Source organism: Xanthomonas sp. 4461 (assembly GCF_024806475.1).
GTDB lineage: Bacteria > Pseudomonadota > Gammaproteobacteria > Xanthomonadales > Xanthomonadaceae > Xanthomonas > Xanthomonas arboricola_F.
This window is the reverse complement of the sequence record NZ_JANTYV010000001.1, coordinates 519,093-537,305: the sequence shown is the minus strand read 5'-3', so window position 1 is coordinate 537,305 and position 18,213 is coordinate 519,093. Positions and strand designations below refer to the sequence as shown.

Genomic DNA, 18,213 nt, shown 5'->3' with positions numbered 1-18,213 from the left:
CCCGGGCGCGACACCCATGACCGTGACCGGTTGTCGCGCAGTCGATCGTGTGCCGTGTGCGGTTTTCGCCTGCGAAATCCATTGGCACTGCGACAGAACGCATGCCGCCGCAACGACGCTGCCACCTGCGCGATCAAGTGGTGATGCCGAGCCCGCGCCGGCTGCCGAGCGGAGCGTACGCGCGCCCCGGGTCCGGGACAGGCAACACACCTTCGCTACAGCGCGCAGCTTGGCGATCCCAAATAGAGAGGCCGCCCGAAGGCGGCCTCGCTTCTACCCAGCGGGGGAGAGAGACCGCTGTCAGAAGAACATCCGCACGCCGAACGAGGCACTGCGGCCAGGCAACATCACATCGTCCTTGAGGAAGGAGGTATGCACGCGTGCGTCCTGATTGGTCAGGTTGTTGCCGTCCAGAAACACTTCCCACGCATTGCTGCCGCGGTCCACGTGGTAGGCCAGATGCGCATCCACGAAGGTATAGCCATCGGTCGCGGTTTCGTTCACCGCCACCTTGTCCTGCTTCAGGGTGCGGGTGGCGCCGAGCGAGGCGCACCACGCATCGGCATTCCAGCGCATCTGCGCACCGAAGCGGCCCGGCGCGATGCGTGGCAGATTGCCGCCATCGCTCAAGCGCGCACGCACGGTATCGCCGAACACGCGCAGGTCCCACGCGCCGGTGTCGTTGTTGGCGAGGTGGAAGGTCGCTTCGCCTTCGAAGCCGTGGAAGATCGCATCGGCCTGCGTCCACTGGCGGATCGGCAGGAAGTCGTTGTCTTCTTCGTTGAACCATTGATTGCCGGTGTCGACGATGTAGACGAAGTCGTTGTAGCGGTTGTAGTACGCCGCCACCTTGGCATCCACCCATTCGTTCTGGAAGTTGAGCCCCAGCTCGGCCTGGTTGGCCTTTTCGGTCTTCAGATCCGCATCGCCGATCTCATAGGCGAGCGTGGCGATATGCGGGCCGTCGGCGAACAGTTCTTCTTCGGCCGGTGCGCGCTCGGCGTGGTCCAGGTTGGCGGTCAGGCGCCACTGCTCGTTGAAGCGGAAACCGCCGCTGGCCGAGAAGCTGGTCGGGGTGAAGTCGCGGTCCACGCCGATGTCGGTCTGGTACTTGACCTTGTCCACGCGTGCGCCGATCTCGGCGGTGACGCGTTCCCAGCTGTTGCGCGCCACGGCGAATGCGCCGAGCGAACGCGTATCGGTCTTGGGCACGAAGGATTCTTCGCCCACCGCCTGGAACGTGGTATCGCTGCCCTGCAGGCCGAACGCGGTCTGCCAGCCGCCGCCAAAGGTAAACGAGGCCTCCACGCGGCCTTCGTTGGCGCGCTTGGTGAACACGGTGCCGACTTCCTCGCCTTCGAATTCGGTATGCGCGTAATCGGTATGACCGAAGCTGTAGCGCAGCGCGCTGCCTTCGCCCCACGGATCGGTCAGCCCGCCCTTGAGGTCGTAGCGGTCCTGCTGCAGTTTCAGCGACACGCCGCGCTCGCCGATGGACGGGTCGCCCGGCTCGCCGGGGTTGCCGTAGTTGTCGCGAAAGCGCGATGCCGACAGGCCGACAAAGCCCCAGTCGCCGGACAGCGAGGCGCCGATCGAGCCCACCTTGGAATCGATCCAGCTGTTGAGCTGGCGCCCCTGCGGGGTGTCGTAGTCGTTCTGGTTGCGGTACACGCCGTCGGCATGGATCGACAGGCCGCTGCCGTTGCCGGCGTCGACGCGGAACATGTCGGTATTGCCGTCCTTGTCGCCGCCGTCAAAACGCACTTCGGCGCGCCCGCTGAAGCCGTCCACCGGGGTTTCGGCAATGCGCCCGTCGACCACGTTGACCACGCCGCCGATCGCGCCGGAGCCGTACAGCAGCGTGGACGGACCCTTCAGCACTTCGATCTGGTTGGCCAGGAACGGCTCGATCGCCGGCGAGTGGTCCTGGCTGACGGTGGACACGTCCTGGGTGGACAGGCCGTCGCGCAGCACCGCCACGCGCGGGCCATCCAGGCCGCGGATGATCGGCCGGCCCACGCCGGGGCCGAAGTTGGAGCTCTGCACGCCCGGCAGGCTGGCCACGGTTTCGCCCAGGCTCGAACTGCGCACCTCATCCAGACGCTCGCCGGCCAGCACCTCGACCGGACGGCTCAGCTCGCCTGCCGCGTCGCGCAGCGGGCTGGCGGTGACCACCACCTTGTCCAGGTCCTTGATATGCCGGCCGCTGGAATGGGTGGCGTCATGCCGGGTGTCCGATGTCGGCGGCGTCTGTGGGTCGGCAACCTCTGGTGTGTCTTCGGCCAGGGCCAGGGCAGGAGTCAGCAGGCTGGCCAGTGCCAGCGAGAGGGCGGAGCGGCGCAGCGAGGGGATGAGCGTGGGGGCCATGTGGATCGGACTCTCTGATTGTTACTATATATCAATGGGATGGCGCAGCTTGCCTGCTGTGCCGACGGCAAGGCCCGTGCTGCGATGCAGTGGTGCGGGCCTGGAACAAGGAAGATGTTATATTATTCCACGTCGCCGCGAGCACCTGCTGGAAGTCATGCCTCTACCCACACTTCGCCATCTGCTGGACCGCTTCGGTGCCACCGGCTCGCTGCTGTGCGCGGTGCACTGTGCGGTGCTGCCGTTGGTCCTGGCGCTGGCGCCGTCGCTCGGGTTGTCGTTCTGGCTGGGCGACGGGGTGGAGCTGGCGATCGTCGTGTTCGTGACCCTGCTCGGGCTTTTCAGCCTGGTCCTGGGATATCGCCGGCACAAGGCGCTGCATGCGCTGGCGTTGCTGCTGCCGGGCCTGGCGCTGTTGTGGCTGGGCCTGTTGTACGATCCCCTGCATCATTCGGTGGTGCCGCACGCGGTGGTGATGACGCTGGGCGGCGCCCTGGTCGGCATCGCCCATCTGGTCAATCTGCGGCTGAATCACGGGCATGCGCACGTGCACGACGCGAGCTGCGCGCATTGACCAAGCGCTGATACACCAGCGCGCGCCGGGTGCAGGCGGTCATTCGGAAGATCGTTTTACACCGGTGCCAGGCTGGCCCCGGTCGCCGAGCTGACCGCCGGGTGCCCGTGGATGGCAGGCCTGATGCACGGAAGGCTTGTTCAGAGCGTGGCAGGCCCCGCGGCTGCGCGGCCCCGGGCCGACGTGGTAGGCTTGCCGGCCTTGCGCGAGGGCGCCGCCGGTGCAAACCTCGCCAGACCCGTGCCAGCACGGGAATTTGTATTCACATTCAGGAGTCGACGAAATGGGTAAGGGTGACCGTAAGACCGCCAAGGGCAAGCGCTACAACGCCAGCTACGGCAATTCGCGTTCGCACGCGGTGAGCAAGGTTGTCGTGGGTGCAGCTGCCCCGGTTGCCAAGAAGGGCGTGGTCAAGGCGCCGGCCAAGAAGGCTGTTGCCAAGAAGACCGTCGCCAAGGCCAGCTGATCCCAGCCCGCTTTGCGATCTGAAAACGCGGCGCTTGCGCCGCGTTTTTTTATGTGCGACGTCAGTGCAAACGCTGGCATAGCTGCTTGCCAAGGTGCCGGTATTGCCGCAGCTCTGGGCAATGGCCGCGGTAGCACCTCATCGCTATCGGCAGCCGTCGCGGGTCGGTGCAAGACCTCCCCAAGGCGGCTGGCGCCCTGTCATCGCCCGGCGCCGTCCGTGGTGCATCGGATAAGGCGTGCGCGCCTGGATCATGCAGCGTTTCTAGTGGGTGGCGTCCGGCGCCGGCGCCTTTGCAGCTGGGGTCAGCAACTGCTCGGCCAGTCCGCGATAGATCGGCGTCTTGCACACCAGCCCGGACACCGCACGTGCGATCAACACGGTGGCCAGGATCGGCAGCAGCATCTGGCTGGTGTCGGTGAGCTCCAGCGAAATCACCGCCGAGGTCAGCGGTGCCTGGGTGACACCGGTCAGGTAGGCGCACATGCCCAGCAGCACGAAGGTGCGCGGGTCCACGCTCGGCATCAGCACCGACAGGTTGTGGCCGATACCGGCACCCACTGCCAGGGCGGGCGAGAACAGGCCGCCCGGGATGCCGGCCAGGTACGAGACCAGGTTGGCGATGAGCTTCATCAGGCCGAACTCATGGCCGACCACGGCATGCCCCTGCACCAGGCTGCGCGCCTGCTCGTAGCCGGTGCCGAAGGCGCCTTGCCCGAACACCAGCGCCAGCCCGACCAGCGCCACGCCGCACAACGCCGCCAGCAGCACCGGGTGGCGCTGGCGCAGTGCGCCCAGCCAGCGCGGTTTGCCGCTGACGCTGGCCAGCACCAGCCGCGCGAAGATCCCGCCGAGCAGCCCGGCCACGCTCCCGCACAGCGCGATCGCCAGCCAGGCCTGGCCCAACGGCAAGGCCACCGCCACCTTGCCGAAATAGGTGTAGTTGCCCAATAACCCCAGCGATACCACGCCGCCGACGATCACCGCCGTGAGCAAGGTGCCGGAGAAGCGGTGCTCGAAGCGACCGCTTAGTTCCTCGATCGCAAAGACCACGCCGGCGAGCGGCGTGTTGAATGCCGCTGCGATACCGGCCGCGCCGCCGGCAAGCAGAAAATGCGAAAGCTCGCGCGGATCGTGAAAGCCGAACCAGCGCCCGAACACATGCATCAGGCTGGCGCCCACATGCACGGTCGGTCCTTCGCGCCCGACCGATGCGCCACCGAGCAGCGACAGCGTGGTCAACGCAAGCTTGCCCAGCGACACGCGCAGCGACAGGTTGGTGTCGCGAAACGCCGGGTCCGGATGCTCCAGCGCGGCGATGACCTGCGGAATGCCGCTACCGCGGGTGGGCCGCATCGCCCCCGAGGTCAGCCAGGCGAGCAGGGCGAAGATGCCCGGCGTCAGCAGCAGCGCCCACCAGATCGAGTGTGCGGTGATGCGTTGAAACAACTGGAAGGCCGCATCGCTGGCCTTGGCGAACACGATGGCGACCAGGGCCACCGCAATGGCGCCACCCCAGAGTGCGGCGCGACGACGCCAGCCTTCGCTGGACAACAGCGGCCGCAAGCGACGCGGCGAGGGATCAGAAGCAGACATGGCCCCATTGTCGCATCTGCGCGCTGCAGCCGGTGTGCGCAGTGCTCAGTGCGCAACGTCCGGCGGCACGCGCAATGCCGGCAGCAGCGTGGCCGGGTTGCCGTCGTTGGGCGCTGCGGTGATGCCCAGCAAACGCGTCAGCAAGGCATACACATCGACGTTGTCGAACCCGGGCAAGCGCTTGCCCTGCGCCAGATCCGGGCCTTGCGCCACGAACACCGCACGCATCGAGGGCAGGGCGGGATCGAACCCGTGCGAGCCGCGCATGCCGTGCTGCGAGCGCTTGGCCAGTTTGTCGGGGAACAATGCGTCCCAGCCTTCGTGCATCTGGCACACGATCGGCGGAATGCGCGGGTGCGTGCCGTAATGCCAGCGCGCCGGCAGCTCGGCCTTGCGCCAGCAGTCGTACTGCGCATGGGGGCCGAGCAGCATCGCCTCGGCATTGGCCTGTTGCCCGGGCTTGGGCTCGAAGCCGATCACCTGGCCGTCGGTGATCGCAGTGGCAATCGCCGGCGGCGCGATGGCTTCCACGCTGATCGCATGCCCCGGCGCCACCTCGGCCATGCCGTGATCGGAGACCACGATGATGTTGGTGCGCGCGCGGGTCCCGTCGCGCTGCATGCCGGCCAGCAGCCGGCCGATGGCGGCATCCACTGCGCGCACGCTGTCGGCGTATTCGCGCGATTCCGGGCCGTGGTCGTGGCCTGCTTCGTCCACGTGTTCGAAGTACAGCGTGACCAGGCGGTTGGCGTCGGCGCCGGAGCTCTTGAGCCAGGCCTGGACAGTGTCCACGCGCGCGTCCATGGCAACGCCTTCCTCGTAATGGCGCCAATGCGTCGGGCGCACGCCCTGGATGGCGGCCTCGCTGCCGGGCCACGACCAGGTTGCCGCGTGCATCCCGGCGTTTTCCACGCCCACCCAGACCGGCTGGCCGCCCCACCAGCGCGCATCGGTCACCGCGTCCTGCTTGCTCAGCCAGAAATTGCCCAGCCCGGCATCGCGCATGCTGTTGTGCACGATGCCGTGGTGATCCGGGCGCAGGCCGGTGACCAGCGTGTAGTGATTGGGAAAGGTCAGCGACGGGTACGAGGGTGTCATCCAGCGCGCGCGCACGCCATCGCGTGCAAGCTGCGACAGCGTCGGCGTGATGCCGCGATCAAGCATGTCCGCGCGCAGGCCATCGATGGAAATCAGCAGCAAGGGATGCGGCGCGTCGTCGGACGTCGCGGCGGCCGACAGTGGCGACGATGCACTGGGCGGCGGTGAGGCCTCACGCACGCCAGGCTGGGTGGAGCAGGCCGCGAGCAGCGCGGTGGCCATCGCGGCAGACACAAGACGTCGATCGATCATGCCGCCAGTTTACGGTGCAGCGATGACGTCGCGGAGTCAGCGCAGCGGCGCTGCACGTTGATCGGCGAACAGGTCGTCGGCGCGTGCGATCTGGCGCGGCGACCAGCCTTCCAGCTGCAACAACGCCTGCTTGGTCGGCAGGCCGCCGCCGAAGCCGGTCAAGGTGCCATTGGCGCCGATCACGCGATGGCAGGGCAGCACGATCGGCAACGGATTGCGACCATTGGCAGCGCCTACCGCGCGGCTGGCGGCGGGGCGTCCTACCGCCTGCGCAAGCTGCGCGTAACTCCAGGTCTGGCCGAACGGAATCCGCGCCAACGTGTGCCAGACCTGCAGCTGAAACGGCGTGCCGGCCGGTGCCAGCGGCAGGTCGAAACTGCGTCGCCCGCCATGCAGATAATCCAGCAGTTGCTCGCGCGCTGCGCGCACCAGGGCGGCATCGGGGTCATGCGCCCAACCCGCACGTCCGGGCGCGTCGTAGCGGTTCTGTGCGAACAGGATGTGGCGCACCGCAGTGGAATCGGCGGCCACCGTGAGGGCGCCGATCGGCGAGTGGAAGGTGTCGTGGTACAGCGTGTTCATGGGCGGGTGTCCTTGCGGTCGACGGCGAGATGCCACAGGTGCAACACGGCATAGGCACGCCATGGGCGCCATGCCTGCGAACGCGCTTCGGTGGCGCGTTCGCTCAGACGCTCCGGCGCGCCGAGGACCTGCTGCAGGATCAGATCGCCGGCCGGAAACGCATCCGGATGCGAAAGCGCGCGCATGGCGATGTAGTGCGCGGTCCAGGGCCCGATGCCGGGCAACGCGGTGCAGGTGGCGACAAAGTCCGCCAACCGCTGGCCGGCGCCGAAATGCAGCCGGCCCTGTGCGCATGCCGATGCCAGCGCGCGCAACGTGGCCGCGCGTGCGCGTGGCAGCCCGAGCTGTTCCAGCGGCGCGTCGGCCAGCTGTGCGGGCGTGGGAAAACTGCGATCCAGGCCGGGCGGCATGTCGGCATGATGGCCGCCGTGGCGGTCCACTAACCGCGCCGCCAGCGTTGCCGCGCCGGCCACGCTGATCTGCTGGCCCAACACCGCACGCACCGCCACTTCAAAGCCGTCCCATCCCCCCGGCACGCGCAGGCCGGGCCGGCGCGCGATCGCCTCGGCCAGGAGCGGTTCGGATGCCAGCGTGGCGTGCACGGCCTGCAGGTCCGCATCCAGATCGAACAGCCGACGCACCCGGCGCACGATCTGCGGAATCTGGCGCGGGTCGGTGGCGCCGATGCGCAGCAGCAGCTCGGGCCGCTGCGGCGCGGCGACCACCTCGATCAAGCTTGCGTGCCCTGGCGTGCCGATCACCCGCCGGTAGCCGCTGGCATCGACCTGCTCGATCCCCGGAATCGCGCGGCGCTGCAGAAACACCAGCATCGCCGACCAGTCCAGCGGCGGGCGATAGCCCAGGCGCAGGCACAGTTGGCCGCCCGGAACGTCGGCGCGCTGCTTGCGCAACGCCGACGGCGGCATGCCGCAGCCTTGCAGAAAGGCCGCATTGAAACGCCGCAGGCTGTTGAAGCCGGCGGCGAGCGCGACCTCGGTAACCGGCAAGGCGGTTTCGGTGAGCAACTGCTTGGCCAACAGCAGCCGGCGCGTGCCATGCACCTGGATCGGGGTGGCGCCGAGCTGCTGCACGAACTGCCGTTGCAACTGTCGCGCACTCATGCCCACCGCATCGGCCAGCGTCTGCACCGGCTGCTCCTGCAACAGGCCTTCGGCAATCATCGCCAGCGCACGCTGCACGCTCTCTTCGCCCAGATGCTGCTGCGCCTGCGGCGACAGTTCCGGCCGACAGCGCAGGCACGGCCGGTAACCGGCCGCACTGGCCGCCGCCGCGCTCGGGTAGTAACTGACGTTGCCCGGCTTGGGCGGTGGCGCCGGACACACCGGCCGACAATAGATGCCGGTGCTGCGGACCGCAGTAAAGAACAGCCCGTCGAAGCGCGCATCGCGCGCCAGGCGTGCGCGGTCGCATTGAATTCGATCGGGCGTCATCGGTTGCATGACGCCAGTCTAAGCGCTGGCTTGCGCCGCGGCTGGCCGTTTTCGGACAGGGCTGCTGCAGGGCGGCGTGTTCACGGAGGGGTCAAACCCGTGGCCCATTCAGCCATAGACTGAAGGTGAATCCGTCGCGCTCCGAATCCCCACCATGTTCAAGCCGTTTTGCCTGTCCGTTGCATGTGTGCTCCTGTTGGTGGCGTGCGAGCGCGGCGCGACCTCTGCTGACGCCGATACGGCGCAGCAAACTAATGCCGGGCAGGCCGGCGATGGCGACCACATGGTGTCGGTGGATACGCCCGAGCCGGTAGCGCCGCCGCCCCGTCCGCGCACGCAGGCGGGCGAGGCGGGCTGGCCGCAGGCACAGCTGGAAGCGGGCCAGGCGTGGATCAGTTGCGCGACCGATTACAGCAAGGAGGCCGGCGACGGCACGCTGCTGCAGGCGCTGGATCGGGCCAGCGTGGAGGCGGCGCTGGCGCCGTGTCGCGAGACCGGGCTGGTGCGGGTGCGGTATGCGGGCAAGATCAACACCGGGTTTGCCGCGCTGGTTTGGCGCCTGGCGGCGGTGGCCGAACAATTGCGGCTGCCGCATCGCATCCTGGATCTGGATTCCAGTGGCGGGCAGGTCGAGGCGGCGATCCGCGCCGGCGACGCCATCGGCGAATCCAACTGGACCATCTGGGTGCGCGAGGGCTCGATCTGCCACAGCGCCTGCGTGTTCGTGCTGGCGGCCGGCGACAACCGGCTGGTGGCCGGCAAGGTCGGCATCCATCGGATGATGCGGATCAGCTCCAAGGCGACCTCGCGTGCGGAGCTCAATCGCGAATTGCGCGAGGTCTACGGCAACGTCAAGGATTATCTGGAGCGTAACGGCGTGGCGGTGGCGGTGGCCGATCTGATGATGACCGTGCCCAACCGCAGCCTGCGGCTGCTGACGATGGAAGAGCTGCGCGAGTACGGCCTGGATGGCACCAATGCGGTACAGGACGACCTGGAGCGCATCCGGCAGATGCGCAAGTGCGGCGATGCGTTCGTGCGGCGCAAGGATGCGTTTCTGGTGGCGTTCGATCAAAAGTGCAAGGGCGAGGGCGCCGACCTGGATGCGGTCAACGCCTGTGGCCTGGCACTGAAGCAGCGTTTCGGCTTTCCGGATGCCGCCTGCCCGGAAGAGAGCCCGCTCGCCGAGACCGACGCCGCCGCCCTGCCGGCTACCCCGGCGGCCCAGGCGCAGGCCGATGCCGCAGCGGACGAGCGGCCACCGGCAGAACCGGATGCAGCGCCGGTGCCGGACGCGACAGAGGCGGAGCCCGAGTCGTCGACGCCTGCACACGCGAAGGGTTGAGCGCGGCGACAGGTTTCACGCGTATCGCACTGCGCGCTGCCTATGGTCGCCCCATGACAACCGGGCCGGGGGGCAGTATGCGAGGCAAGACCAAGGGTGTGTTACTGGCGTATCTGCCATCGGCACTGCTGGTGCTGGTGGGCTTCGGTGTGGCCGAGCTGCTGCGCCTGTCCGCTGCCCACCTGCATGCGCAATGGCCGGCAACATTGGCGACGTGGCTGAGCCTGGTGGCGCTGGTGGCTGCCATCGCCCGCGCGTTCTGGGTCAGCTGGCGGCTGTGGCGCCCGCGCGGCGTGGCGGCGGTACCGCCTGCTCCCGGCGGCGAGCTCTAGCTAGGCGATCCAGACCAAGCAAGCCTGCGTGCGGCGGGCACCGGCTTGAAGGCGCGGTCCCCGCTGGCTTTGCAAGCTTCGGGCATGCGCACGCACTGCGCTGACAGCCGGTTACACGCCAGCGCGACACTGCCTTCCCCAACATGCAGCCAGCCGCTGCAACCCGAATCGCGCGCCGCTTGTGTTGCGCACGTCCCGTCATAGACTGCGCTACCCGCCGCAATCTGTGCGGTCCATCGCTTTCCAACCCGTTCAAGGTGCTGTCCCATGCTCCGTCCCCGTTTGCTTGTCGCGTTGGTGTTGGCTCCAGCGCTGGCGTTCGCGCAACAACCGCAGCCTTCCCGCACGGCCACTGCCCAGCCGGCGCCCTCGGCGTCGCGGCCGGCTGCAGGCCAACCGGCACCGGCGCTGAGCGCGGCCCAGCAGGCGCAGGTCGCCAAGCAGAATGTCGAGATGACCCAGGCTGCCCTGCGCGTGGCGCAGATGGTCGATGCCAACAAGGCCGCCTCGCTGTGGGACGGTGCCTCCAGCGTGGCCAAGACTGCGGTCAAGCGCGATGCCTTCGTCGCCCAGCTCGCCGGCGAGCGTGCACGTCTGGGTGCGATGGTCGGGCGTGGCCAGGGCTCGGTGACGCGGGTGAAGTACGGCCCCGGCGCGCAGGTGCCCGAAGGGTTGTACGTCAACGTCAGCTTCCCGACCCGGTTCGCCAACGCACCGCAACCGGTGCGCGAGCTGGTGTCGTTCCGTCTGGATGAAGACAAGACCTGGCGCGTTGCGGGCTACAGCCTGCGCTCGGCAGCCAAGTGATGCGGCAGCCTGCCAGGAGAATTGCGTGCAACTGACGATCGAACTGCAGATGCTGGGCTGGGCCATGGTGCTCGGCCTGGTACAGCTGCTGGCTGCATCGGCCAGCATGACCGCGCAGCGCGGCACCAAGTGGAATGCCAGTGCGCGCGATGGCGATACCAAGCCGCTGACCGGCGTCGCCGCACGCCTGGATCGCGCGTTTCGCAACTACCTGGAAACCTTTCCGATCTTTGCCGCAGCAGTGCTGGCGGTGAGCGTGGCCGGACGCACCAATGCCGAAACCGCCCTGGGCGTGCAGCTGTATCTGTGGGCGCGCGTGGCCTACGTGCCGGCTTACGCGGCCGGCATCCCTTACCTTCGCAGCGCCATCTGGGTGGTGTCGTTCTGGGGCATCGTCAAGCTGGTGCGTGCGTTGCTGGGGTGGTAATGCATGAGGGTCCGGGCGCGTGCACGTGTGCCGTGCATCGCGCTCGATCCTGATCAAGCGCCGCGCCATGCGTTGGTTCCAGGCCGGGCGCATCGATGGCAGCGGGTGCGCGGCATGCGATCGACGGATATCGTGATCCGATTGTTGCAGGCGGGCATGAAAGTGCAACAGGTGGGCAAGACGAGCATTCCGCCGCACGGGGCCGCCTCAGCCCGGCACGCCCACCCGCGCTGCGATCGCATCGATCGCCGCCTGCACATCGCCGTTGCGCATTGCCTCGTCCAGTAGCGGGATCGCCCAGGCGCACCCCGCATGGGTCAGATGTAGGCGCCAGTCGCCCGCCAGCCGTCCAACTCGTGCAACGCCAGCATGATGCAGCCGCCACGGTCGGCATGGCCGCCATGGATGGATTGCTCCAGCCAGAACGGACGCGCTGCGCCAGGTTCGATCGAAAAGATATAGACGTCGTGCTTCGGATCTTCGGAGGACGGCGCGATATTGCGCTGGCCGATCTCGATCACGCTCATTCGCCGGACTCGGCGTCGGGGTCCATGGCCATGACGCGAATTTCCACGTCATCCAGTTGCACGAGCTGGCCGGGACGAATCTTCGCCGTCTTGCGCAGTTCCTGCACGCCATCGACGCTGACCGCGCCGCTGGCGACGATGGCCTTGCCCTGTCCGCCGCTATCGGCGATGCCGGCCAGCTTGAGCAGCTGGTTGAGTTCGATGTACTCGCCGTCCAGGTCGAATTCCAGGAATTGCATGCTGCGCTCGGTCAAAAAGAAATCGATTATCCGCCCGGAGTCGCTGCCAGCACCACCAGCCGCATGTCAGCAACACAGGCATGGGCGCGCAGCCAGGCTGTAGCGCGTTGCCGGGCTGCGGGCGCTGCCCGCCTCGGCAGGCCGGCCGCCTATTCGCGGCGAAACTGCGCAAGTTCCTCCAGCAGTCGTTGCGCGCGGGTCATGCTGCGGCCGGCATGCGCATCGTCGATGCGGTCCAGCAAGGGGTGCTGCGCGCGCTGCAAGCGCCGATAGCCGTACCAGGTGCCCAGGGCGCCCATCGCGCCGACCAACAGGTTGAGCAGCAGCCAGGCCTGCGGCAGCGAGGCGCCGGTGAGGCTGCGCCAGGCGCTGTCGGCGACGGCCACCCAGAGCACCCAGAACGCCACGCCCAGCCACGGCGCGACGCGCGTGCGCCAACGCCGCAGCTGGGCGAGCGCTTGTTGCGTCTGCACCAACGGCCCGCTGAAATCCAGCTGCCACAGCAACTGCAATTGGCGCCCCGCCGAGAGTGCCAGCGCCACGCACCAGAGCTGCAGCAGCACGCCGCCAACGATGGCCGTGAGCTGATCGGGTGCGCCCAGCCAGCGACGCGCGACCACGACGCTCAGTACCAGCGCGCACACAAGCTGTGCCCACTGGCGCCACCACAGCGGGTGCAGGCTGGCATGCGCTGCGTCGCTGCGAATGTCGCCGAGCAGTCGGTGCATGTCTGCGGCCTGGCGATCCAATCGGTGTTCCAGGGTGTGCCAGGCGTGTTTCATGTCGTCCAGTTCCATTGCGGCTCCAGTAAGGTCGTGGGTCACAGTTCGTTGCGGATGCGCGCCTTCAGGCGGCTGAGTTTGGTGGCGACGTTGGTTTCGCTGATGCCGAGCACCTCGGCGATCTCGCGGTAGCTGTGGTCGTCCAGATAGAGCAGCAGCAGCGCGCGCTCCAGCGTGGGCAGCTGTGCGATGAAGGCGTATAGGGCGGCGACCTGCTGCTCGCGGGCTGGGTCGCGAGCGGCAGGGTCGGCGAGTTGGTCCACCACCGCATCCAGTGCGATCGGTGCATCCGGCGTACGGCGACGGCCGCGCAAATCGCTGATCGCCACGTTCAGCGCAATGCGATACATCCAGGTGGAAAAACGCCGGGCCGGGTCGTACGCGGGAAATGCGCGCCACAGCTGTGCCGCGATTTCCTGTGCCAGCTCGTCGCGGTCGTCGCGGTGACGGCAATAGCTGGCGGCCACCTTCAGCACGATGCCCCGGTGCTGCTGAAGCAGGGCGCTGAAGCGGGTTTGCTGGTCTGTGTCCGGGGGCATGGCGATGGCGGGGAGGCAGGGTCGGGAAGGGCGTGCCAGGATGATTCGCCACAGCGGGCGGATCCTCACAACCTGAACAAAACGTCACGACCCTTCGACACGAAGGGGGGTAAGGGCGCACACTATGCTGCTTTGCGCCTGCCGGCTCCGTGCGGCGCCTCCGGAGTTACCCATGACCCAAGAATCTTCCGCGCCGCTGCTGTTTGCAGACCTCGGCCTCTCGGACGCTGTGATGAAAGCCGTTGCCGCTGTCGGCTACGAGTCGCCGTCGCCGATCCAGGCTGCCACCATTCCCGCGCTGCTGTCCGGCCGCGACGTCCTCGGCCAGGCGCAGACCGGTACCGGCAAGACCGCCGCGTTCGCGCTGCCGGTGCTGTCCAACGCCGACCTCAACCAGCTCAAGCCGCAGGCGCTGGTGCTGGCGCCGACCCGCGAGCTGGCCATCCAGGTCGCCGAGGCGTTCCAGAAATATGCCGAAGCCATTCCCGGCTTCCGCGTGCTGCCCGTTTACGGCGGCCAGCCCTATGCCCAGCAGCTGAGCGCGCTCAAGCGCGGCGTGCATGTGGTGGTGGGAACCCCGGGCCGGGTGATCGATCACCTGGATCGTGGCACCCTGGACCTGTCCCAGCTCAAGACGCTGGTGCTGGACGAAGCCGACGAGATGCTGCGCATGGGCTTCATCGACGATGTCGAGGCGGTGCTGAAGAAACTGCCGGAAAAGCGCCAGGTGGCGTTGTTCTCGGCGACCATGCCGCCGGCCATCCGCCGCATCGCGCAGACCTACCTGAAGGACCCGGCCGAAGTCACCATCGCGGCCAAGACCACCACCTCGGCCAATATCCGCCAGCGCTACTGGTGGGTGAGCGGCCTGCACAAGCTGGACGCACTGACCCGCATTCTCGAGGTCGAGCCGTTCGACGGCATGATCATCTTTGCGCGCACCAAGGCGGCCACCGAAGAGCTGGCGCAGAAGCTGCAGGCACGCGGCATGGCCGCGGCGGCCATCAATGGCGACATGCAGCAGGCCGCCCGCGAGAAGACCATCGCCCAGCTCAAGGACGGCAAGCTCGACATCCTGGTCGCCACCGACGTGGCCGCGCGCGGCCTGGACGTGGAGCGCGTCAGCCATGTGCTGAATTACGACATCCCGTACGACACCGAAAGCTATGTGCACCGCATCGGCCGTACCGGTCGTGCCGGTCGCAATGGCGATGCGATCCTGTTCGTCACCCCGCGCGAGAAGGGCATGTTGCGCTCGATCGAGCGCGCCACCCGTCAGCCGATCGAAGAAATGCAGCTGCCGAGCGTGGATGCGGTCAACGACACCCGCGTGGCGCGCTTCATGACCCGCATCACCGAGACCCTGGCCGGTGGCCAGATCGAGATGTACCGCGATCTGCTGCAGCGCTACGAGGCAGAAAACAACGTGCCGGCGATCGAGATCGCCGCCGCGCTGGCCAAGTTGCTGCAGGGCGATGCGCCGTTCCTGCTGACCCCGCCGGTGCGTGGCGCGCGTGAGGAGTTCACACCGCAGCGCAACGAGCGTGCCGACCGCGGCGATCGTGGCGAGCGTCCGCGCTTCGAGCCGAAGTTCGAGCGTGGTCCGCGTGCCGATGGCGAGCGCGCAGCACGCCCGCCGCGTGCAGAACGTCCGGCATTCGCAGGTGATGGCGCCGGCGCAGAGCGTCCGCGTCGCGATCCGGTTGCCCCGCGCGGCGAGCCGGAGTTCGGCATGGAGAGCTATCGCATCGAGGTGGGCCATACCCACGGCGTGAAGCCGGCCAACATCGTCGGTGCGATCGCCAACGAAGCCGGTCTGGAAAGCCGCTATATCGGCCGGATCGACATCCAGGACGATTACTCGATCCTGGATCTGCCGGCCGACATGCCGCGCGAGCTGCTGACGCACCTGAAGAAGGTCTGGGTGTCCGGCCAGCAGCTCAACATGCGCAAGCTGGAAGAAGGCGAGGCTGCGGCGTCGCCGTCCAAGCCGCGCTTCCCGCGCGGTGGCAAGCCGTCCGGGCGTCCGAACGGCCCGGGGCGTCCGATGGATCGCGCCGGCGCGCCGCATCGCAAGGGTCCGCCCAAGCCGCGCGGCGAGTAAGCCAGGCTGACAATCGGCTGCGCAGCCAGGCGCATGCGCAGCCATCCACGTGCTGTTATTCCTTTCAGGACATAGCAGTGATGCAGCCAGGCCTGTCCCGATCGGGACCGCAGACGGCGGATCGTCAGCCAGGCTGACGTTTCCCGCCGGCCGTCCGGCAAACGGACGCCGCCATACAGACTCGGCCATTGCGGCCGCTACAGCCTTCAGGCGCCCACTGGGCGCCTGAATCGCACTGGGGCGGTGAAGGACGGATGGCAATGGCGCAGTCAGCACGCGGCACACGCAGTGGCCAAACCATGCACATGGTGCGCGGCTGGCTAACGCTCCCTCTGGCGCTGCTGATGGCGATGGCTGTCGGCATGGCCGTGCTCTCTGCACTGGCGATCGAGATCCAATCCGGAGCAACCGCCTGGATTGTCGGTCAGGGCCACTGGTCCAATGCCCAGCAAGAGTCGGTCTACTGGCTGGAGCGCTACCTGGTGAGCGGCGATCCGAGCGATCTGCAGGCCGCCTGCCGTGCGCTGGAGGTGCCGCTCGGCGATCGCGCGGCGCGCGATGCGGTCGAACAGCCGGTGATTGCCTGGACGGCGGTGTATGCCGGGCTTGCGGCCGGTCGCAATGCCCGTGAGGACATGCCGCAAATGGTCAGGCTGTATCGCTACGGCCAGATGATTCCGTATCTGGGCGATGCCATCACGCTGTGGAAGCACACCGATGCCGATCTGTTGAAGCTCAGTGCACTGGCCGACCGTGCTGCCTCCGTGCAAGCCGCCAACAGACCGGATGCGCGCGCGCTGCAGGACCTGCGCGACGAACTGCATCTGCTCGATGCCCGCATGCGCAGCGATGCAGCGCAGTTCCAGGCGCAGCTGATCCGCTGCGCACGGCTGCTGCACGACGTGATGGTGGTCTGCAGCCTGGCCACCTTGTTGTTGGTGCTGATCACCTGCGTGCTGGCGATACGCCGCATCCGCGACTATCTGCTGTCGCACGAGGGCCGGTTTCGCACGGCGTTTCAGCAGGCTGCGCTGGGGATGGTCAAGTTCGACCTGCGCGGCCACGTGCTGGATGCCAACGCCTCGATGGCCAATATCCTGCACTACCGCCCGGAAGAGTTGCAGGCGTCCACGCTCGCCCAGCTGGTGCACCCGGACGACATCGTGCTGGACAGCCGTGGCACGATCGACTGGCCGCGGCTGATGCAGTCCGGCGAGCTGCGCTTCCTGCGCGCCGATGGCGAAGTGATGTGGGGCCGCTGGAGCGCCTCGCTGGTGGAGCCTGGCCCGGAGGAACCCACGCTGGTGCTGGCGGTGATCGAAGACGTCTCGCACGCGCACGAACTGGCCGACGAGGTCGCCTTCCATGCGCGCCACGACGCCTTGACCGGTTTGATCAACCGGCGCGAGATCGAGCGCCGCCTGCTGCATCTGATCGAGCCGCCGCAATCGCCGCAGCTGTGCCATGCGCTGTGCTTCGTCGACCTGGATCACTTCAAGCTGGTCAACGACACCTTCGGACATGCGGTCGGCGACAAGTTCCTGTGCCACTTCGCCGACGTCATCACCATGCAGTTGCGTCCGGGCGACTGGCTGGGGCGGCTGGGTGGCGACGAGTTCGCGATCCTGCTGGCCAATACCGACCTGGTGCAGGCGCAGGCCTTGCTGGAGCGCATGCATGGCGTGCTGGGGCAGCCGTGGAGCCATCAGGGCGGTCGGCCGCTGACGCCGAGTTGCAGCTTTGGCGTGGTGGAAATCCGCCGGGGCGCCAACGACGTCAACGCATTGATGACCGCGGCCGACCTGGCCTGTTTCGCCGCCAAGGAAGAAGGGCGCAACCGGATCCGGTGTCTTGGCGAGAACGATCTGGCCTTGGCGCGGCGTCGGCATGACGGTGGCTGGATCAGCGCCGTGCAGCAGGCGATCGCCGAACACCGGCTGCTGCTGTACGCGCAGAAGATCCAGGTGCTGAGCGACCCCGGCCGTCTGCAGTACGAGGTGCTGGTGCGCATGCGCGCGCGCGATGGGCGGGTGCTGAGCCCGGGCGAATTTCTGCCTGCGGTGGAGCGCTACGGGCTCGGGCGCATGGTCGATGCCCATGTGCTGGAAACCTTGTGCGCGCAGCTGGCTGACAACCCGCTGCATGTGGCGACCCTGGACCTGTGCCACGTCAATCTGTCCGCGCAATCGATCGCGCAGCCGGATTTTCTCGATTTCGTCTGCGCCCTGTTCGAGCGCTATCCCACGCTGGTGTCCAAGCTGTGCATGGAAATCACCGAAACCGCCGTCATCGGCGACCTGGAACATGCGCAGCGCTTCGTGCAGAGCGTGCGTGCGCGTGGCTGCCATGTGGCGCTGGACGACTTCGGCAGCGGCCTGGCCTCGTTCGGCTACCTCAAGCAATTCACCGTCGATGTGTTGAAGATCGATTGCGGCTTCGTGCGCAATTACGCGCATGACGCGGTGGACCGCGCTGCGGTGCATTCCATCGCCCAGGTTGGCTTGGCACTGGGTATCGAAGTGGTGGCCGAAGGGGTGGAGTCGGAGGCGGATATTCCCGGCCTGCGCGACGCCGGCGTGGGCCAGGTGCAGGGCTTCAGCCTGCATCGCCCGTGCCCGCTGGAAGACCTGGTCATGCCGCAGCCCATGCTGGCGGTGACCGGGTAGGGCGCGCCGGCAGCGCTGCGCGCCGGGCCGTTACTGCGCCAGTGTGCGTCGCAGGCTGC

General features: G+C 67.7%; 16 protein-coding genes and 1 pseudogene. 8 read left to right on the top strand and 9 right to left on the bottom strand.

All coding sequences use genetic code 11. The features are described from left to right. Positions 1-300: 300 nt before the first annotated feature. Entirely contained in the window at positions 301-2,367 is a 2,067-nt protein-coding gene (locus tag FHY19_RS02185; protein ID WP_259161157.1) for a TonB-dependent receptor, read from the bottom strand. 157 nt (positions 2,368-2,524) lie between these two features. On the opposite strand from FHY19_RS02185, the gene FHY19_RS02180 reads away from it, so the two are divergent. Further along, positions 2,525-2,941 carry a MerC domain-containing protein gene (locus FHY19_RS02180; RefSeq protein WP_046964950.1) on the top strand — a complete coding sequence of 139 codons (417 nt, stop codon included), beginning with the start codon at positions 2,525-2,527 and terminating at the stop codon, positions 2,939-2,941. Between the two features lie 283 nt (positions 2,942-3,224). Next, positions 3,225-3,407 carry a 30S ribosomal protein THX gene (locus FHY19_RS02175; RefSeq protein ID WP_003487537.1) on the top strand — a complete coding sequence of 61 codons (183 nt, stop codon included), beginning with the start codon at positions 3,225-3,227 and terminating at the stop codon, positions 3,405-3,407. A gap of 264 nt (positions 3,408-3,671) precedes the next feature. Here the strand turns inward: FHY19_RS02175 and FHY19_RS02170 are convergent, their stop codons facing one another. From FHY19_RS02170 to FHY19_RS02155, 4 genes are read right to left on the bottom strand one after another with little or no spacing between them, the layout of a single operon-like run. After that, entirely contained in the window at positions 3,672-5,003 is a 1,332-nt protein-coding gene (locus FHY19_RS02170) for a chloride channel protein (RefSeq protein WP_259151436.1), read from the bottom strand. Between the two features lie 45 nt (positions 5,004-5,048). Next, on the bottom strand, positions 5,049-6,353 hold the full coding sequence (locus tag FHY19_RS02165; RefSeq protein ID WP_259161156.1) for an ectonucleotide pyrophosphatase/phosphodiesterase: 1,305 nt from the start codon (positions 6,351-6,353) through the stop codon (positions 5,049-5,051). Between the two features lie 36 nt (positions 6,354-6,389). Beyond that, entirely contained in the window at positions 6,390-6,935 is a 546-nt protein-coding gene (locus FHY19_RS02160; protein WP_259161154.1) for a methylated-DNA--[protein]-cysteine S-methyltransferase, read from the bottom strand. Continuing rightward, positions 6,932-8,395 (bottom strand): DNA-3-methyladenine glycosylase 2, encoded by a 1,464-nt coding sequence (locus tag FHY19_RS02155; protein ID WP_259161152.1) that lies wholly within the window; start codon positions 8,393-8,395, stop codon positions 6,932-6,934. The genes FHY19_RS02160 and FHY19_RS02155 overlap by 4 nt, the downstream gene beginning before the upstream one ends. Before the next feature lie 145 nt (positions 8,396-8,540). On the opposite strand from FHY19_RS02155, the gene FHY19_RS02150 reads away from it, so the two are divergent. From FHY19_RS02150 to FHY19_RS02135, 4 genes are all read left to right on the top strand, one after another. Next, entirely contained in the window at positions 8,541-9,731 is a 1,191-nt protein-coding gene (locus tag FHY19_RS02150; protein WP_259161150.1) for a hypothetical protein, read from the top strand. A gap of 77 nt (positions 9,732-9,808) precedes the next feature. Further along, positions 9,809-10,063 (top strand): hypothetical protein, encoded by a 255-nt coding sequence (locus tag FHY19_RS02145; RefSeq protein ID WP_259151420.1) that lies wholly within the window; start codon positions 9,809-9,811, stop codon positions 10,061-10,063. Positions 10,064-10,330: 267 nt separating this feature from the next. Then, positions 10,331-10,870, top strand: coding sequence for a DUF4019 domain-containing protein (locus FHY19_RS02140; RefSeq protein ID WP_259161148.1), 540 nt, complete (start codon positions 10,331-10,333; stop codon positions 10,868-10,870). Between the two features lie 25 nt (positions 10,871-10,895). After that, positions 10,896-11,297 carry an MAPEG family protein gene (locus FHY19_RS02135; protein WP_259161145.1) on the top strand — a complete coding sequence of 134 codons (402 nt, stop codon included), beginning with the start codon at positions 10,896-10,898 and terminating at the stop codon, positions 11,295-11,297. A 207-nt stretch (positions 11,298-11,504) separates the two neighbouring features. Here FHY19_RS02135 and FHY19_RS02130 read toward each other — a convergent pair. The 4 genes and pseudogenes from FHY19_RS02130 to FHY19_RS02115 form a co-directional block, all read right to left on the bottom strand. Next, positions 11,505-11,824 (bottom strand): annotated as a pseudogene (locus FHY19_RS02130) (hypothetical protein). Further along, on the bottom strand, positions 11,821-12,063 hold the full coding sequence (locus FHY19_RS02125) for an RNA-binding S4 domain-containing protein (protein WP_259151416.1): 243 nt from the start codon (positions 12,061-12,063) through the stop codon (positions 11,821-11,823). The pseudogene FHY19_RS02130 and the gene FHY19_RS02125 overlap by 4 nt, the downstream one beginning before the upstream one ends. A gap of 149 nt (positions 12,064-12,212) precedes the next feature. Continuing rightward, positions 12,213-12,860 (bottom strand): hypothetical protein, encoded by a 648-nt coding sequence (locus tag FHY19_RS02120; RefSeq protein ID WP_259161144.1) that lies wholly within the window; start codon positions 12,858-12,860, stop codon positions 12,213-12,215. Between the two features lie 23 nt (positions 12,861-12,883). Next, a complete protein-coding gene (locus FHY19_RS02115; protein ID WP_259161143.1) occupies positions 12,884-13,384 on the bottom strand; it encodes a sigma-70 family RNA polymerase sigma factor in 501 nt (166 codons plus the stop codon). A 172-nt stretch (positions 13,385-13,556) separates the two neighbouring features. On the opposite strand from FHY19_RS02115, the gene FHY19_RS02110 reads away from it, so the two are divergent. Then, the gene (locus tag FHY19_RS02110) at positions 13,557-15,488 is read left to right on the top strand and encodes a DEAD/DEAH box helicase (RefSeq protein ID WP_259151411.1); all 1,932 of its coding nucleotides are present in this window, start codon (positions 13,557-13,559) and stop codon (positions 15,486-15,488) included. A 260-nt stretch (positions 15,489-15,748) separates the two neighbouring features. Then, positions 15,749-18,154 (top strand): EAL domain-containing protein, encoded by a 2,406-nt coding sequence (locus FHY19_RS02105; protein ID WP_259161142.1) that lies wholly within the window; start codon positions 15,749-15,751, stop codon positions 18,152-18,154. The last annotated feature ends 59 nt before the right edge of the window (positions 18,155-18,213 follow it).

Coding starts and splice junctions, on each gene's coding strand:
- FHY19_RS02185 (WP_259161157.1), bottom strand. CDS start 2,367: ATGGCCCCCACGCTCATCCCCTCGCTGCGCCGCTCCGCCCTCTCGCTG.
- FHY19_RS02180 (WP_046964950.1), top strand. CDS start 2,525: ATGCCTCTACCCACACTTCGCCATCTGCTGGACCGCTTCGGTGCCACC.
- FHY19_RS02175 (WP_003487537.1), top strand. CDS start 3,225: ATGGGTAAGGGTGACCGTAAGACCGCCAAGGGCAAGCGCTACAACGCC.
- FHY19_RS02170 (WP_259151436.1), bottom strand. CDS start 5,003: ATGTCTGCTTCTGATCCCTCGCCGCGTCGCTTGCGGCCGCTGTTGTCC.
- FHY19_RS02165 (WP_259161156.1), bottom strand. CDS start 6,353: ATGATCGATCGACGTCTTGTGTCTGCCGCGATGGCCACCGCGCTGCTC.
- FHY19_RS02160 (WP_259161154.1), bottom strand. CDS start 6,935: ATGAACACGCTGTACCACGACACCTTCCACTCGCCGATCGGCGCCCTC.
- FHY19_RS02155 (WP_259161152.1), bottom strand. CDS start 8,395: ATGCAACCGATGACGCCCGATCGAATTCAATGCGACCGCGCACGCCTG.
- FHY19_RS02150 (WP_259161150.1), top strand. CDS start 8,541: ATGTTCAAGCCGTTTTGCCTGTCCGTTGCATGTGTGCTCCTGTTGGTG.
- FHY19_RS02145 (WP_259151420.1), top strand. CDS start 9,809: ATGCGAGGCAAGACCAAGGGTGTGTTACTGGCGTATCTGCCATCGGCA.
- FHY19_RS02140 (WP_259161148.1), top strand. CDS start 10,331: ATGCTCCGTCCCCGTTTGCTTGTCGCGTTGGTGTTGGCTCCAGCGCTG.
- FHY19_RS02125 (WP_259151416.1), bottom strand. CDS start 12,063: ATGCAATTCCTGGAATTCGACCTGGACGGCGAGTACATCGAACTCAAC.
- FHY19_RS02120 (WP_259161144.1), bottom strand. CDS start 12,860: ATGGAACTGGACGACATGAAACACGCCTGGCACACCCTGGAACACCGA.
- FHY19_RS02115 (WP_259161143.1), bottom strand. CDS start 13,384: ATGCCCCCGGACACAGACCAGCAAACCCGCTTCAGCGCCCTGCTTCAG.
- FHY19_RS02110 (WP_259151411.1), top strand. CDS start 13,557: ATGACCCAAGAATCTTCCGCGCCGCTGCTGTTTGCAGACCTCGGCCTC.
- FHY19_RS02105 (WP_259161142.1), top strand. CDS start 15,749: ATGGCGCAGTCAGCACGCGGCACACGCAGTGGCCAAACCATGCACATG.